Annotated in this window: 17 protein-coding genes; 13 read left to right on the top strand and 4 right to left on the bottom strand. The window is 40.0% G+C overall.

Annotation, left to right across the window (positions count from 1 at the left end; translation table 11 throughout):
• Window positions 1-815 precede the first annotated feature (815 nt).
• The gene (locus ACPK8D_RS07220) at window positions 816-1,046 is read left to right on the top strand and encodes a hypothetical protein (protein ID WP_424717179.1); all 231 of its coding nucleotides are present in this window, start codon (window positions 816-818) and stop codon (window positions 1,044-1,046) included.
• Window positions 1,047-1,521: 475 nt separating this feature from the next.
• On the opposite strand, the gene ACPK8D_RS07215 is transcribed toward ACPK8D_RS07220, so the two are convergent.
• Window positions 1,522-2,400: a phosphotransferase gene (locus ACPK8D_RS07215; RefSeq protein WP_424717178.1), complete on the bottom strand. Its 879-nt coding sequence runs from the start codon at window positions 2,398-2,400 to the stop codon at window positions 1,522-1,524.
• Window positions 2,401-3,354: 954 nt separating this feature from the next.
• On the opposite strand from ACPK8D_RS07215, the gene ACPK8D_RS07210 reads away from it, so the two are divergent.
• From ACPK8D_RS07210 to ACPK8D_RS07200, 3 genes are all read left to right on the top strand, one after another.
• The gene (locus ACPK8D_RS07210; RefSeq protein ID WP_424717177.1) at window positions 3,355-3,675 is read left to right on the top strand and encodes a hypothetical protein; all 321 of its coding nucleotides are present in this window, start codon (window positions 3,355-3,357) and stop codon (window positions 3,673-3,675) included.
• A 703-nt stretch (window positions 3,676-4,378) separates the two neighbouring features.
• Window positions 4,379-4,849, top strand: a complete 471-nt coding sequence (locus tag ACPK8D_RS07205; RefSeq protein WP_424717176.1) for a rhodanese-like domain-containing protein — start codon at window positions 4,379-4,381, stop codon at window positions 4,847-4,849.
• 10 nt (window positions 4,850-4,859) lie between these two features.
• Window positions 4,860-4,988, top strand: coding sequence for a hypothetical protein (locus tag ACPK8D_RS07200; protein ID WP_424717175.1), 129 nt, complete (start codon window positions 4,860-4,862; stop codon window positions 4,986-4,988).
• Between the two features lie 39 nt (window positions 4,989-5,027).
• Here the strand turns inward: ACPK8D_RS07200 and ACPK8D_RS07195 are convergent, their stop codons facing one another.
• A complete protein-coding gene (locus tag ACPK8D_RS07195) occupies window positions 5,028-5,696 on the bottom strand; it encodes a hypothetical protein (RefSeq protein WP_424717174.1) in 669 nt (222 codons plus the stop codon).
• 396 nt (window positions 5,697-6,092) lie between these two features.
• Here ACPK8D_RS07195 and ACPK8D_RS07190 point away from each other — a divergent pair, with 396 nt between their 5' ends.
• The 5 genes from ACPK8D_RS07190 to ACPK8D_RS07170 all read left to right on the top strand — a co-directional run bounded on the left by ACPK8D_RS07190 (window position 6,093) and on the right by ACPK8D_RS07170 (window position 11,380).
• Window positions 6,093-6,470, top strand: a complete 378-nt coding sequence (locus ACPK8D_RS07190) for a DUF2769 domain-containing protein (protein ID WP_424717173.1) — start codon at window positions 6,093-6,095, stop codon at window positions 6,468-6,470.
• Between the two features lie 297 nt (window positions 6,471-6,767).
• The gene (locus ACPK8D_RS07185) at window positions 6,768-7,163 is read left to right on the top strand and encodes a DUF2769 domain-containing protein (RefSeq protein ID WP_424717172.1); all 396 of its coding nucleotides are present in this window, start codon (window positions 6,768-6,770) and stop codon (window positions 7,161-7,163) included.
• Window positions 7,164-7,417: 254 nt separating this feature from the next.
• Window positions 7,418-8,116 carry a methyltransferase family protein gene (locus ACPK8D_RS07180; protein ID WP_424717171.1) on the top strand — a complete coding sequence of 233 codons (699 nt, stop codon included), beginning with the start codon at window positions 7,418-7,420 and terminating at the stop codon, window positions 8,114-8,116.
• 495 nt (window positions 8,117-8,611) lie between these two features.
• On the top strand, window positions 8,612-10,633 hold the full coding sequence (locus ACPK8D_RS07175; RefSeq protein WP_424717170.1) for a cation:proton antiporter: 2,022 nt from the start codon (window positions 8,612-8,614) through the stop codon (window positions 10,631-10,633).
• Window positions 10,634-10,786: 153 nt separating this feature from the next.
• Window positions 10,787-11,380 (top strand): Maf family nucleotide pyrophosphatase, encoded by a 594-nt coding sequence (locus ACPK8D_RS07170; RefSeq protein WP_424717169.1) that lies wholly within the window; start codon window positions 10,787-10,789, stop codon window positions 11,378-11,380.
• Window positions 11,381-11,393: 13 nt separating this feature from the next.
• Here ACPK8D_RS07170 and ACPK8D_RS07165 read toward each other — a convergent pair whose 3' ends face one another.
• Window positions 11,394-11,525, bottom strand: a complete 132-nt coding sequence (locus ACPK8D_RS07165) for a hypothetical protein (protein ID WP_424717168.1) — start codon at window positions 11,523-11,525, stop codon at window positions 11,394-11,396.
• 161 nt (window positions 11,526-11,686) lie between these two features.
• Here ACPK8D_RS07165 and cysS point away from each other — a divergent pair, with 161 nt between their 5' ends.
• From cysS to ACPK8D_RS07145, 4 genes are all read left to right on the top strand, one after another.
• Entirely contained in the window at window positions 11,687-13,105 is a 1,419-nt protein-coding gene (gene cysS / locus ACPK8D_RS07160) for a cysteine--tRNA ligase (protein ID WP_424717167.1), read from the top strand.
• 387 nt (window positions 13,106-13,492) lie between these two features.
• A complete protein-coding gene (locus ACPK8D_RS07155; protein WP_424717166.1) occupies window positions 13,493-13,627 on the top strand; it encodes a hypothetical protein in 135 nt (44 codons plus the stop codon).
• A gap of 271 nt (window positions 13,628-13,898) precedes the next feature.
• Window positions 13,899-14,288 carry a CU044_2847 family protein gene (locus tag ACPK8D_RS07150; protein WP_424717241.1) on the top strand — a complete coding sequence of 130 codons (390 nt, stop codon included), beginning with the start codon at window positions 13,899-13,901 and terminating at the stop codon, window positions 14,286-14,288.
• A gap of 233 nt (window positions 14,289-14,521) precedes the next feature.
• A complete protein-coding gene (locus tag ACPK8D_RS07145) occupies window positions 14,522-15,448 on the top strand; it encodes a S16 family serine protease (protein WP_424717165.1) in 927 nt (308 codons plus the stop codon).
• Window positions 15,449-15,596: 148 nt separating this feature from the next.
• On the opposite strand, the gene ACPK8D_RS07140 is transcribed toward ACPK8D_RS07145, so the two are convergent.
• The gene (locus ACPK8D_RS07140; protein ID WP_424717164.1) at window positions 15,597-16,073 is read right to left on the bottom strand and encodes a GNAT family N-acetyltransferase; all 477 of its coding nucleotides are present in this window, start codon (window positions 16,071-16,073) and stop codon (window positions 15,597-15,599) included.
• Window positions 16,074-16,277 lie beyond the last annotated feature (204 nt).

Raw genomic sequence — 16,277 nt, 5'->3', positions numbered from 1 at the left:
CAATAACAGTAATGCTCTCAATAACAGAATAGTGCTACAGGCCCTTTTTCAAAAAAGAAACTATAGCCTTTATCATATCTTATCTGGTGAAAATTAACCCTTACTATTATTATTAGATCATTTTAATCTCACATATTAGATCATTTTAATCACATTAAAATTGAATCTTATTAAAAAATTGGATTTATTAACAAAATTGAGACTTATTGACAAAATTGAGTTCTACTACCAAAATGAGTCTTATTAATAAACTATCTTTGTTTCCGGTTTTTCAGGCATATTCCCAAACAGCTTTGCAGGTTCCTCCGGATCTCAAAACTTATCTTTTCTAATTCGCTGTGGAATTAACAACGGAATTTCAGATAGCAGAGCAATCCTGAATACTACTTGGATTAAGCACGAAGCGAAATTTTGGAGAAGCTTTTAATAAAAAATAATACTATTCACAAAAAATATTTGTCTAAAATAATACTATTCAAAATGCTTCTGTAAAAAGTATACTATACAATATCTCTTTTTAATTAACAATGGTTTCTAATTTATATTTCTATATATATTATATTCTTCTAACCATAATCTCCTGTTGATACATCAATTTGTTGGCGCAATTTAGCCCTTTTCATCGGCAGAGGATTTTCATCAGCAAAAGTGGGTAAATTTGCCAGTATTATATCTTCCTGAAGTAACGAGGATTATTAAATGGTTAAATAATTTTTAAGCGCTGCATCTGCAGATGGGAAGGGATTGGAAAACCAACAGTGTTAGAATCGTATCAAATTGAGGAGTGTATACAAATGGGAACAATTAAAAAGACAATGAGCATCTTAGTGCTTGTCTGTTTCGTGCTGTCACTGACAGCTGCGTCAGCTAGCGCGGGCTTCTGGAAAGGTGGCTGTAGGGACAAATGTGACTGGAAAGACAAGTGTGACTGGAAAGACAAGTGTAAGAGCAAGTGCAACTTCGGCTGGTTTTCCTTTAGTTTCTTTGGCTTTTTTGGAAACAGCTGTGACTGCTTTGACGGCGACTGGTTTGACGACTGGTGGTAACGACTAAACTGGCATGAGTATAAATATAAAATAGACTACGACCGTTCGTACAGCCTCGCATCGGATTGCAGGGACAGTAAAGCCCTCAACCTCCCAAAATCTAACATATCTATGAGGGAGTGTTCTAATAGGACTTACACGCTTAAGGAGTAAAAGAGGTATGAGCACTTCTGCGACGATGTTGCGAATCAGTAATTTGAAGTCTCATGCGACTGGTTTTTCAGTTAAACTGCGTAAATCTTTCCGTGGCACTGGCTGGCAATCATCGAAGTGGGCTTACGAATGAGTCTAATTTCATATTTTTTATGATTATTCAGTTTGAAAACTAAGATTCGAATATTCTGAGACTCCCCAGATTTCTGGAGTTTCGGTTATAGGAAATATTTTACGGGATTTTGCATATTCGATGGATCTTTTCATCCTTATTTTTAACATTGATTTTATTTTTTATTTGCCTTCCCTATGCGTCTAATTCTTATATGGGAAGCCGATCCAGAAGTTCTATTGCTCTGTTTATAAGGTATTCCCTGTGCATAGTCTTTTTTTCTCGCCAGGCGACTCTGAGCAGGCCATAGCTCACATAAAGCGGGAGAACTCGTTTTATCCTGTGGTACTCTTTTTCATCTCTGCTGTAGCTTCGGAGAAAGCGTTTGATATGGGGAACGTAAGTAGATGCCATACCCTTTCGTGCGAAATGATGGAAGATTTCAGCGCACAATATCCCCAGGTCATTTGCAGCGTTCCCGTGCTCTGTGGAGAGTTCAAAATCTATTGCATAGGCTTTATCCCTGTAAAAAAGGTAATTTGCAGGAGTCGCATCACGATGTATCGTACAGCCACGGTTTTTGTCCAGAAAGGGGCTCTTCTGCCATTCTTCAAGTTTTTGTTCATATATCTTTCTGGTAGAACTGCAGAGGGGCATAGCTTTAAGGTTACTGCGAATTTCTTTAAAATCCTCTTCTTTTTCATAATAACTTCGGGTACTCCGATGGAGCCTGCTGAGCAGGCTGGCTATTACTTCTATTTTTTCGTCCAGGTTCTTTTCATTCTTCAGGTGCCAGGAAAAAGGCTTTCCCGGGATATACTCGGTCACAAGGACACAATTGAAACGGCTGCTAAAATCAATGGGCTCAGGGACATCGATTATATTTTTAAGTCTTTTTAATTTGTAGTATTCTTTCAGCATGGCTTTTCTGGCATCGTACTTTTTTATCTTCCCTCTGGGTTGAGCTAAAAATTTCGCCATGGCACTGAGCCCTTCTCCCTCAAATTCATATCTACAGACTCTATGCGATGCCGGCCTTATCCTGAATTCCCTGATAACGCATTTTTCATCTCTTATCCTTCGCCCCAATGCCTGGACTATCCAGTCCCTGAAAGAATCTTCCGGCTTGAGTTTTCTAACGTACTCCTGTGAAATAGGACACCCCCATGTATAAGTACTCGGAGACTGGAACCCTCCTTTTTTGACTCAGATATCGGAATCTTTGAAAGTCACTGAAACAGCTTAGTCTACCTTTACATACTTAACTAAAAGGCGAGGTATAAAAATATCGACTTCGGTTTATAAAGGGTAAGTTTTGATGATTTCCAGGTTTACCTTAAGAAAACGAGTTTCAGGTTTACCTTTAATATGCCCAGGAAATAAATTAATATATATAGTTAGGGCCCTTAATCTGGGAGTTTCTTCGATTGCGGAATGGGATCTGATGAAAAACTAACCAGCTGTTCAGCCTGCCTGAGGCCCGCCGGCAGGTATTGATTTTTGTGTAATAAATTTCTATTGTGCACATATTGGGGTGGATTTTTAATCAAACCAAAAAAATTACCACACTGAAGCTGAAAATAGATTCTCAGCTTGAAGCTTAAATTGTTGCTTAGATCATAATTAAGGACTGGATGATATTATTAATATAAGAGCATTATGATAAATACTATTTTGAGAAGACATCTCAATAAACCAGACTAGATAATGCCGATTTTCAATTAATATGGGTTTCTGATTATTATTTCTTTATATATTATATTCTCTGGATCATAATCACCTACTGATACAATTTGGGGGTCACTTTTTATCGGCTTATAAATCCTCGGCATATAACACGAGGATCTGGGGGTAAAATTTTTACCATAGTATACTTTTTCAGGACAAATCTTGAATGATAGATCGGTAAATAAATTCATTCAGTAAAGCGCCGATGAAAAATTGACTGAGAAATTAATCTTAGATTGTATCAATATACGAAAATTTGTGGAGTGTAGGTAAATGGTAAAACTTGGAAGAATAAAGAAGACGCTGTGCATTCTCATGCTAGTCTTTTTCGTAGCTTCAGTAACAGTTACGTCAGTGAGTGCAGGCAGGGATGGATACGGCAAAGGCAAATTCGACAGGTACGACAGATTCGATAAGTTCGACAAACGCGACAGATTCGACAGATTCGACAAATTCGATAGATTCGACAAATTCGACAGATTCGACAAACGTGACAGATTCGACAGATGTGACAGATTCGACAGATGCGACAAATTCGACAGATTTGACAGATTCGACAAGTGCAAGTTCGGTTTTGGCGGCAAGTGTAATTTCTTCGGTTTTGATTTCTTCGGAAAGGACAAATGCTGGTGCTAAGACTAAACTGGTCAGGCTATAAAGTGTAGATTAGACTAGCCTGGCTACAAAACGTATAAGCCTGTAAAGACTTGTTCGCACAGTCCCATGTCAGATTACAGGGGCGGAAGACCCCTCCCTTATATACTTTAAAAATACATCAGGAAAATCCCAAAATGTATTGGGGTCTTTCCTCCTGACACTGACCGGCAACCTCAAAGCAGGTAGGCGAATGAGCCTTATTTGACATTTTTTGCAGGTTTAATTTGCTGCTGATTCTGAAAATTTGTAACGATTTATGATTTTCATATCTGTTTTTAATTTCCATCTTTTTTCCGTTTCTATCCACAAAACAATCCTGAGATTCAAGTAATGGTTTCTACTTTTACCCCCCGGTTAACTTTCCGTAGTTTCCTGTTGCTGGTTCAGTTTAGATGAGGTTTCTTCTCTTAAGTTTCAATTTACTTTTTTTACTGGATTTAATGCTTTTTTATCTCGGGATTCACTTAATAAATTGTTGAACTGGAGATAATCCGTCTTGGAAACAAAAAAAATTTAATGTTTAAGAGTATTTAACACTTTTTTAAGGAAATATAATTATATCAGGGAAGCAATTTCTACAGGCTGGAATAATTTATACAGAAAATCTGTGCGTACCGGCAAAAAGATAAATGTATCAATTTACTTTTCCGGATATCAAATCTATAATTCTGGAGGAATCTGATTGAACAAACGGAATTTAATCTATTTCGGCGCTCTTATTCTCCTGTTTCTGGTAGTATTTTTAATCTTTACGGAACAGAAAAAAGAGAGCTCTTCAGGGGTTCAGAACGTAACTGTGCAGGAAGCAAAAGAGATGGTTGAGAAAGGCGATGTATTTTTACTTGATGTTCGTACGCCTGGTGAGTTTAACTCCTCCCATATCAAAGGGGCAACCCTGATTCCTGTAAACAATGCCTCCGGATCGAATCTAAGTTCGGACCTTCTGCTTGAGGCTCGCACAGATGAAGTCCCTGAAAAGAAAATACTGGTTTACTGCAGAACAGGACGCAGAAGTAATACGGCAAGCACCATGCTTGTAAATGCAGGATATTCCCAGGTATATAATATGGCAGGAGGAATTACTGCCTGGATAGATGCAGGGTATCCGGTTGTAAGCTCGGAAGACGAGGAAACTGATCTCTCGCGCGATTGAAGCCTCAGGCGTGGCAGGTTACAGATACATAAGGGCTGTATCCTGCCCTGAAAATGGAGAGGCCAGCCCTGAATTTATCCTGAAATTCCATGATATAAACCTAACTCTTCATCGGAGCCGCCTGATTATCCTTAACTAAATTTTATTCTTCAATCATTTGAAGCCTGAAGATATGTGCTCACAGTTCCATTCGTCCTTTTTCATTCTGGGATTCCGTATGCCCATCCTTCAGGACTTCGATCTCATTCCTTGAAAACAGCATTTCGATGAGGTTTGCTCTCGGGTATTTTGTGTAGAAGTAGCCTCCTGCGGAAACAATCAACCCTCCTATAAATACGAAAATCAGATCCATCATCGTATCCGGGTGCGCTTTTTGTAATTCAAATCCGAAGAAAGAATCAAGCATATACTCTATAATTTCCCAGATTCCACCGGCAGCCATAGAAATGGTAAATGAAAAAAAAGCAATCATTGGAGTGCTCAGCTGGATATGGCTTTTCACTTCTTTGAGCCGGAATATGATTGAAAAGCTTATTAAAGCTATATTAATACCCATGAGCAGGTGCATTAATATATCCCACCACCAGATTATTTCAAAGAATGATTTAAAGCTTCCGAGATAGGTTCCAAGGTAAAGATAAACCAGTATAAGGGTATCAATAAGCGTTGGAAAATTGGTTTTAAACTCTTTTCGGATAAGCGCAGGAGAAAACATCAAAAACATAGCCAGTAAAGAAAGTGCAAAATCCAGAAAGTTACTGACGAAAAAAGAAACTGCTCCTATAATAATTATTAAGACAAAATATAACAGGTATGTTCCCACTCGGATCTTATCTTTTCTTCTCATAGTTATATGTTAATTTCTATAAATATAAGTCTTCTATTTCTCCTTTCCTTCCTGTTTTTTCCTGTTTTTTAATTAAAACTGATTTAGTTTCAGAGCTGATCCCAAAACTCAAAATTGAGTCCCCGAATTTCAAATTCCCAATAACCAACCGAGTTTCCGGTTACGAAATTTGTTCTGAGATTCTTATTGATGTGAGAAATAAACTTGGTTTTGGGGTGGACTTTCAATTAAAATTGGTTTAATTCCATTTAAAATTAGTCTAATTTCAATTAAAATCTATCTGTTTCAAATGCAGTAACCTCTTAAGGTCTCTACTTTATATTCGTTCTATAACTGAAAAGGCTTTTAAGTTCCAAAACCAAAGCCTAAAACCGAGTACTAATTTGGGGGAATAATGTGAACAAAGGTAGAAATACATCAACCGGAGAGAGGGGTTCTATAATACCCAGGGAAAGGGGTACGGATTTTGAGGTTCCTTATGCAAGGTCAAACATTGAGAAGTGCAGATGCCCGCAGTGTCCTGTCCAGGCCGACAACAAATGTGCACAGGATAAGATTGACAACTTAAAGACAGTAATGGCAAATCTATCCGGAGAAAGAGTTCCTGATCCCGAGGACGTTCCGGGCGTATACTGCTCGACAGGCAAGGCCACCTGCCAGGACCTTAACCCTGACAGGCAATGCATTTGTTATACCTGCACAGTCTGGAAAGAGTATGATCTCGGAGAAGGAATGCCGTCTATGTATTTCTGCCAGAACGGCAAGGCCACCTGATTAGCTTATTAAAGGTTATGAAATTCCTTTTTGATTTTTTTATATACTATTTATATTCATCAAATATTACATTCAGCAAATGTTTATATTCCTCAAATTTTTGTTCTTTTTCAGTTCTTATTTAAATTTTCTTAATTTGAGTGACCTAATTAGAGATGAGGGCAGCTACCTGAGGCCACAATTGTGTATTCGTTCTCTCACTATTGTTTATTATTTCTATAATTCAAAACACTTTTATATCCCGAAGCCAAACCTAAAATAGGAAAACCAATTGGAGTATTAATCTGGGGGAATAATGTGAGTAAAGGAAGAAATACATCAACCGAAGAGAGCGCCTCTACAACACCTAGAGACAGAAATGTAACTTTTGAAAGAGGTACGAATTTCTTAGTTCCTTATGAACGGGCAAATATTAACAGGTGTAGATGCCCACAGTGCCCTGTTCAGGCTGACAGCCAGTGCGCACAGAATAAAATCAAGAGTTCAAAGCAAGTCATGGAAAATCTGTCTGAGGGTCAGGTTCCAAATCCTGACGATTTTCCGGGGGTATATTGCTCGATAGGCGAAGCCAGATGTCAGGACCTTGATCCTGACAGACAATGCATCTGCGGTTCATGTGAGGTCTGGAAGGAATTTGATCTCAAAGATGCAAATCCAAATAATCACTTCTGTCATAACGGCAGAGCAACCTGATCTTTCATTTTGCAGACGGTAGTTTTTTCTATCCATACTACCGTTTTTTATATTATTATAGGCTTTTTCAAAGTCCTTCTGAGTTTTAAGCTAACACCCTTACTTTCAGCTTAGCTATACATTTTTTCAGCTTAAGGATCAATTATTTTTCAGCTTAAAAACCGGCTTTTACCTATTTACCACTTTTTTCTACTGCATGTTTCACTTTACCTCGCGGAAAAGTAGAAAAGTAATTAATTCAATTAAAAAATTAAATGATAGAGTTTGAGGGCCGAAAGGGAACAGGAAGAACGGAAGAATGGATAAACTGGGCTATAAGCATAGTTATGCTTTTACTAGCTGCCGAAGCAGGGAAACTTCTGGCTGAAAGCTGGAGTTCCCTAAATCATCTGCCGGTTTATACTTATGCAGGAATCCTGTTCCTTTATTTACTGGCAGAAAAGGCCGCATACAGGAGTCGGGGCATTAAAGGAAGGCAATCAAAAAAGTGGACCCGAAGTCTGCTTTTGTTTTTCTGGTGGCCTCTTCTGATTGTCCCTGTTCTTGAATACCGGTTCTACTCGAATCTTGAATCCGATTTTTATCCGCAACATAATTTTGCAATTACAGTTGCAGGAGCATCACTTGTGTTAATCGGTACAGGGCTCAGAGCCTGGGGCATGTGGGCACTGGGCAAATACTTCTCTGCCCATATCGAGATCATGAAAAATCATCCGTTAATTGAAAGCGGTCCCTATAAATTCATAAGGCACCCGGCTTATGCAGGAAACATATTACAGGCTGTCGGAATCCCACTCGTTCTGAATGCTTATTACTCCCTGGGTATATCGGCAGTGCTAATTCTCCTGTTCTTATACAGGTTGAAGCTCGAAGAAGAGGCCCTGGTCAGGGAAATCAAAGGTTATGAGGATTATACAAAAAGAACAGATAGGCTAATCCCTAAAATATGGTGAATGGAAGCAAAGTAAACGAAAATGCACTGCTGGGTATTTTGTTGATACCTTTGTCGAACTTTTCTTGAGCGTTTTTACCGAATATTTTTATTGGATTTTATTGAAATTTTTTTCTGGATATTTTATTGAACACTTAATTGAACACTTAACTGAACAGTTCCTCAAATATCCGATCTAATATTTTACTCAATGTTATGCTTTAAACACAACTAATTTATTTATTAATATTTTATTAGCTCTTCAATTTATTTGTTTATTCATCTTTCTCAACTCTCGCTTGCTAACGGGAGAATAACCTGGATTTATGAAATCCGATACCTTACCGAAAATACTATATCTCTTAATAAATATTGTTATTGTACTGTAGAACCATTTTGGGATTGGTGAGTATAAGTGGTAGCAGTGGTAGTATATCATGCTGGGGTCTACCTTAACTCCTCAGGATTTCAGGAAGCTCAAACAACCTTATTTCGATTTCTGGAGGAGCAAAAATAGATGGCGCTCTCTTTACTGGCAAACGTTGACGTACTTCTAGGCTTTGCCATTTTAATTCTTACTGTTTTCTACAGATTTCAAGTCCCTCCTGTACTTGGTTTCCTTGTAACCGGGATCCTGATCGGTCCTTCTGGGCTCGATATCCTTAGCGGAGGTCAGAATGTAGAACTGAATGCCGAACTCGGCGTGGTTTTTCTGCTTTTTACTATAGGAGTTGACCTTTCCTTAAAAGAACTCTGGAAAATGAAAAAAGCGGTAATTGGAGGGGGTATTCTCCAGATTCTCGTCACTACATTCCTTGTTATTATCGTGTGCTCATATCTGGGCTTCAGCTCCCCCACATCTGCATTTCTCGGTTTCTTGATTTCGCTTAGCAGTACCGCAATAGTACTCAAGGTCTTTCAGGAGAGAAACGAAGTATATACTCCGCATGGGAAGACCTCGCTTGCAGTTCTGATATTCCAGGACCTTGCCATCGTACCTCTTATTCTCATCACACCAATGCTAGCCGGAAGTTCCGTGAATTTCGAAGGCTCACTTTCAACCATCTTCCTCAAAGGTTCGTTGATTATTGTAGTTTTTATCCTGAGTGCCAAATTCCTGGTCCCCTGGATATTCTACCATGTGGGCAGGACAGGCAACAAAGAGTTATTCCTTGTCAGTGTCGTTTTTATCTGCCTGTCTACCGCTCTCTTTACCTCAAGTATCGGACTGTCGCTTGCCCTGGGTGCTTTTTTAGCCGGGATTGTGATTTCAGGTTCCCAGTACAGCCAGCAGGCAATGGGCAATATCGTGCCTTTGAGAGACATGTTCATGAGCTTCTTTTTTGTCTCCATAGGTATGCTTCTGGACATACAGTATCTGCTTGACAATCTTCCTATGCTAATTCTTGCATCGATTGCTCTAATTCTTATAAAAACGATTGCAGGAGTAGCTGTAACCTTTATTCTCGGCTACCCGCTCCGTACAACTATATTGACAGGACTTGCACTGTCTCAGGTAGGGGAATTTTCTTTTGTACTCTCCAGATTGGGGGTAGAAGAATACTCTCTCCTGACACCGGAGACTTACCAGGCATTTCTTGCAGTTTCTATCATTACTATGGGAGTTACGCCCTTTTTGATTAATGCTTCCTACAAGCCTGCCGATTTCTTTGTTAAAAAGGTTTCAGGTATGGCTTATGGCATGCAACTGGTACACGGCTTATACTCGGAACCCATCAAAGAAGAGGAACATGCGGAGCCTGAGGTAAATGACCATCTAGTAATCGTAGGCTTCGGTTTTTCCGGAAAAACAGTCTCGAAGGTTGCAAAGACCGCAGGTATTCCTTACATTATTGTAGAATCAAACCCTGAAACTGTTAAACAGGAAAAACAGAGAGGCGAAAAAATCTACTATGGCGATGCAACACTTGAGGCTGTACTGGAACATGCAGGCGTCAAGAATGCAAGAGTTCTTATTATAGGGATCTCGGATGCAGCTGCCACAGGAAAAATAGTGGAGATTGCAAAACAATTGAATCCCAACGTCTGTGTCATTGCAAAAGTACGGGATTTGCAGGAAATGAAGCATCTGAATGCCCTGGGCGCCGATGAAATCATTCCCGAGGAATATGAAACCACAGTAGAAATTTTTGTCCGCTTGCTGGAAAAGTATCTGGTTCCGAGAGAAGATATTGAAAAACTCGTAAATGATGTGCGGGCTAATGGTTATAGAATGATGCGGAAATTGTCCATTAATGCAGGTATTGATAGTGAATTCAATATAAAAGATGGGCTTCCCGGAGTTGAGATTCAGGTTCTTAAAGTGGGGAGCGGTTCAAGTTTCGACGGAAAAACCCTGGAAGACCTGGATTTCAGGAAAAACCACGGAGTGACAGTACTCTCGGTCCGCAGGGGCTCCGATCTGATCTACACTCCAGAAGGCAATTTCCTCCTTCGGGCAAAAGATGCCTGTATCCTTCTGGGAAAACCCGAGGATCTTTGCAGGATCAGAAGGTTCTTCGAAAATGTTCACGGATAAGGGTCACTTTCCCTGTTAATTCCCTTAATTCACTTCCCAAATTAATTTTTTAGCCAATTTTCTTAGTTTATTTATTTATTTAGTTTCCTTAACTGACTTCCGTTTCACCTGTATATACAATACAGATATATTCCATGTATCCTGATTTTTCCTATGCGTCAGATTATTCTCGCGTCTGCATCTCCGAGGCGAAAGGAATTGCTTAAACAGTTGATAGGAGATAACTTCGTGGTCTATGCCAGTTCCTATGGGGAATTTCCTGACCCCGGGCTGCGCCCTGAAGAGCTTCTTATAAAACATTCCGTCGAAAAAGCCAGGGATGTGGCTAAACATTTCGATTCCGGGCTTGTAATTTCCGCTGATACTTCGGTGCTTTTTAATGGAGAGCTTCTGGGAAAGCCCAGATCTCCCCAACAGGCAGAAGAAATGCTGGAAATGTTAAGCGGACAGAAACTCAGGGTTATAACCGGGCTTACAGTGCTTGACCTTGACAGTGGAAAGGAAATCAGTGAACTCGAATCTACGACTGTCTGGATGGATGAAATAAGCAAAGAACAGATTTCAGCTTATGTCAGAACCGGAGAACCCCTTGATAAAGCAGGAGCTTTTGCTGCTCAGGGGAAAGGTGCAGCCCTTGTGGAAAGAATCGAGGGGGATTTTTTTAATGTTGTAGGCCTTCCACTGTTCCGGCTGGGAAAAATCCTGCAGAGGGCAGGAGTATCTATATTTGAGGAAGATTTATCCTGAACTCTTTATCCTTTCACACAACCTTTGGGTCGCAACCGTTGGGCCGGTTGATCACGCTTATTGTGTCGTTTTCACGTTGTTTTCGCTCAAGCCTTTTTTGAAAAGGCTTGCGATCAAGCATTTTTTTGAAAAGGTTTGTGATCAAACTTTTCTTAAAAGTTCGCGGCGAAAGTAATAAAGCATTTCTGACCAATTAGATAAGAATAAGTGAATTCGATTACTCTGAATTTGAATTCGAAGAACCATAAGAAGTTTAGTCTCGTTTTAGCAAGTGTTTAAGGTACTTAAATCTCCAGAGGCGTTCGGATGCTCCAGGTTTACAATACCCTTACAAGAAAGAAAGAGGTTTTCAAACCCTTGAAGGAAGGCGAAGTCTCGATTTACGCCTGCGGGCCTACAGTTTACAGTATGCCGCATATAGGTAATTATCGCACTTTCCTGATGACGGATAATATTGTCAGAACTCTTGAGTACCTTGAATATAAAGTAAAGCTTGTAATGAACATTACCGACATAGATGACAAAACTATCAGGGATTCGAAAGCAGCAGGAATGTCACTTAAGGATTTTACGGATAAATACACGGCAGAGTTCTTTAAAGGCCTTGATATGTTGAATATAAAAAGAGCCTCAGCTTACCCGAGAGCCACGGAAAACGTTGGCAGCATGATTGAACTTGCACAAAAACTGATAGACAGGGGACTGGCTTACGAAAAAGGTGGATCGGTTTATTACAGAATTTCAGCGTTCCCGAATTACGGCAAACTTTCAAAGCTTGACTTCGACAAAATAATGATTGGCGCGTCGGTGGATGTGGACGAATACGATAAAGATAACCCCCGCGATTTCGCCCTCCTGAAAGCTTCAACCCCTGAAGAAATTGAAAGGGGAATTTATTACGAAAGCCCGTGGGGAAAAATCCGTCCGGGCTGGCATATCGAATGTTCGGTAATGGCTATGAACAGCTTTGGGCCAACGCTGGATATGCATTTAGGAGGAGTGGACCTTATTTTCCCTCATCACGAAAACGAAATAGCGCAGTCGGAAGGAGCAACCGGAAGACCTTTTGCATGCAACTGGATTCACGGGGAACACCTGATAGTTGAAGGGGAGAAGATGAGCAAATCCAAAGGGAATATCTTCACACTGCCTGAAATTGTCGGAAAGTACGGTGGGGAAGTTGTGCGTTTTATGTTTCTCTCAGTCCACTACCGTAAAAAGCTGGACTATTCCGATGACTTTGCAGAAAACGCTAAAAATAATTATTTAAGGCTCAAAGAAACGCTCGATAACCTTGAGTTTGCCCTGGCAAGCGCAGAAGACACGGCTTATCCCGAGGACCGGGAAGTCCTTAAAGCCCTTCCTGAATTTGAAACGCAGTTCAGGGGAGCTCTTGAAGACGATTTCAATACCCCGAAAGCCATAACGGTTTTCAGGGATCTTTCCAGGACAGCCAACAGGTACCTTGAATCCGGAAAGAATCGACAGGTTCTTGAGAAGCTCCATTCCCTTTACAGGCAGTTTTCAGACGTTCTGGGTCTTTTTGCCGAATCCGGAAAAAAGAAAATCCCCGAAGAAGTGATGAGACTGGTTGAAGAGCGTGAAGCCGCCAGGAAAACAAAAGATTGGGCAGCTTCAGATGCTCTCAGGGAAAAAATAAAATCCCTTGGCTATATCGTGAAGGATACAAAAGAAGGGCCTAATATAAAGGAAGCCGAAGAGTGATCTCGCATTGCATTTCTTTTCTTTAGCCCTGAACTCAGCCTTCAGGTCTCCTCAGGCTACCGGCCAATTTTTCTCTTTTTTACTCTCCTTTTTTTACTTTCCTATTACTGCTATATTTTTTCTTACTTATCTAATAACTTCTATAACTTTTGTGCTTGTATAACTCTTCCTGCTTGTATGACTCTTCTCACTTCCATATTTCTAATCTTAAGTTTCATTATTTCAGAGGTCTTTATTCCAGCTTTTAAATCAATCGAGCATATAATTTTGTTAAGAGCATTATAACGCATTTAATATATTTTGATACCGACTAAATATAAATTACTAGCTTACTGATTTATGTTGGGAGAAAAATCCCGGGGATTAAATGAGAGGAGGTGAACGGATATGGTAAAGTGCGGAATTTGTGAAGGAGAAGCTCCCAGGCAGCCCTGTATTACTGAAGAAGGAAAGTGCGACATTTGCGGTAAAAAGGTAACGCTTGCTGAAGGAGAATCCAAAGAGATGGGTAAACAAAAATAATTCCTATTTTAAAGAATTGTTTGAAAGCTGTCTTATATGCACAGAAAACCGTCCTGTACGCACGGCATCGTGAGAAAAGCCTATAGCGGTTCTACCTTTGCAGCAGGGTAGTTACTGCTTTTTCTTTTTACATGAAGCAAGACTTCGAGTTTGAAAACGTCAATAATTATTTATCTAAATATATACTATTTTTACATTAATCTATTCTTACTTAGGGCCGCATTCTCTTTTTTATGGTCTGCGCCCGTATCGCCTATAGGGGGGGCAATTTCTGGATAAAACCATTGTTGATGAAAAAGTTATTGATAATTCCGGCAGGAGCGCCTTAAAAGCAGGGTATATCTTAGCCGAGCTGGGGCATGCTCCAGGCACAGTAAAAAAATTCACGCTCGTATCTTCGAAAGCACTGGAAGAGAAATCCACAGAATCGGTTGATAATGCGATGCTTGTAATTAAGGAAATCTCTAAGAAAGTTGTAGACAATATGGAGGAAACCCCTGTTGAGTTCAGGCCATCTCAGGTAGAGCTGACTTTTAACTTGCTCCTGACTATGAATGGGAAAGCAGTTATCACAAAATCTGAAAATGAGAAAAACCTGAAAGTAATGTTGATGTGGAAGGATAAAGGAGAAGAGACTGAGAACGAAAATCCTGAAAAGTAAAGTTGAAGCCACGTTTATATATTACATAAACTTTTAATGCAAGCGTGTGGATTCGGATAGAGGATTTTCTAAATCCATATCTCTACTCATTGGGTAATCAATCTATTCACTTATCGGGTCTTTCAGTTAAATCCTGTAGCTCGATCATTATAAATGGCTCTTCCAGTTTTTCCGCGTGGTTTAAAAAGGAAGAAATAAGTATGATCTGAGGCAAATTAAAAGTGGTAGGTGGTATGAAGTCCAAGTTTCTTGTTTTTTTACTGGTTATTTCGCTTGTTGCAAACGCTTACTTTGTCCTGTTTGAGGAACAGCCTTCCTTTGAGGAAGAGCAGATCCAGGAGATGCAGACTCGCATAAATTCCCTTGAAACGGAAAATGAAAATCTTAAGGAGCAGATAATCCAGAATAATGAGTCGCTTCAGTCTTATGCTTCTCAGTTAGAGTCCTATCGCGAAAGAATCTTTGAGCTTGAAAACAGCTCTCAAATGTGTCCTGCAGGAATTGAAGGATTTGCTACCCTTCAAGGACCTGCAGTCTTCCAGAAAATCGAACTGGAGAGGTCAGGCCCCTTTTATAGGGAAAATATTTCTGAGGAAGGAGCTTTGCTTGATATGTCTGTTGAGATCAGACCCGGAAAAGGCCGCGTACTTGTTCAGACCGTCCCTCTAACGGGCGTAGGCTTCCAGGATGCAGCAAATACTGCAGTTTTCGTAGCCGAGAGTAAAACCGGAAATCCACTCTCAAGCAGTGATGTTATTTTTAGTGTAACTGCTGAAGATGAAATTCCCGGGGGGGTCGATGGCCCCAGTGCAGGCGCTCTAATGACCCTTCTTACGATTTCCGCCGTTGATAATAGTACCAGATTGAATGATAGCATTACTCTTACAGGTACTATTGATAGTGAAGGCAACATTGGGGAGATAGGCGGCGTTCTCGAAAAAGCCGAGGCCGCAGAAGCCGGGGGCAAAACACTTTTCCTCATTCCCAGGGAAAACAGCGAACTTGTTACGTATAAGCTGGTAGAAAGAAAGTTTGGCGGCTTTACTATTGTTGAGAGGGAGCCGGAAATCGTAGACGCTGAAGAGTATATAGAGGAAGAGGTGGGAATCAACATCGAATACGTGGATACGATTGATGATGTGCTGAGGTATCAGAGATAAAATCCGGATCTGAACTTTTACCGTACTCAGATTGTTTTTCCGGGGACTCTTCTTCTCTCCCCTGAACCGATTTTTGCTGCTACAAAACGGTTTCTTGCGCTTGGGAGAGCATGCGAACCGCAAAAGAGCTCTCCGTCTCTATTTTAAACTAATCTCCAAGTTTTTTAACCATTTTGTAATATCTCAAACTTTGACCGTTTTTCACGGGAATTACGTCTTCGGCCTGTGTTTCGTAGCTCGGAGTCCTGTAAAAAGGATATGCTACAAGCGAAGCATCCAGATCCATTATCCGGATTCCTTTTTCCACAGCCTTTTCTTCAAGTCCGTACATGATTTTTTTTCCAAGCCCCATTTTTTGGTATTCCGGCTTTATGAAAACTCTCCTGGCGTTTGAACCGAGAAGAGTGCCTGTCCCTATTAACTCCTCTCCTGAGAACAGGATCAGGCAATGCCCTTCCAGTATATCGTTAACGATATTCGTTCGATTATGATACTCTTTGAAGTAATCAATTGCCTCTTTAGGGTAAATACTGAAATAGCAGGTATCAATTGTCTCGTTTATCAATTCTCTCAAAGAATCCGCATCTTGAGGCTCAGCTATTCTCATTATTATTTCTTCTGCCACTTTATCTCCATCTGGCTTTTATTTCAAAAAATCTTTTGATTGCACAAATATCTTTTGATTGTTTTTACCGGATTTATATTTTTAGTTGTAACTATTCAGGTAGCCTTGTTAGGGCTCCACAATTTTTCCTCGTTCCGAGGAAAAATTGGATATAAAATGAATTATTTTTTTCTTTTATGAAACGTGAAGAGATTCTTGCTCTGT

The organism is Methanosarcina sp. (assembly GCF_049706645.1).
Classification (GTDB): domain Archaea; phylum Halobacteriota; class Methanosarcinia; order Methanosarcinales; family Methanosarcinaceae; genus Methanosarcina.
This window is presented reverse-complemented; position numbering and strand designations above follow the sequence as displayed.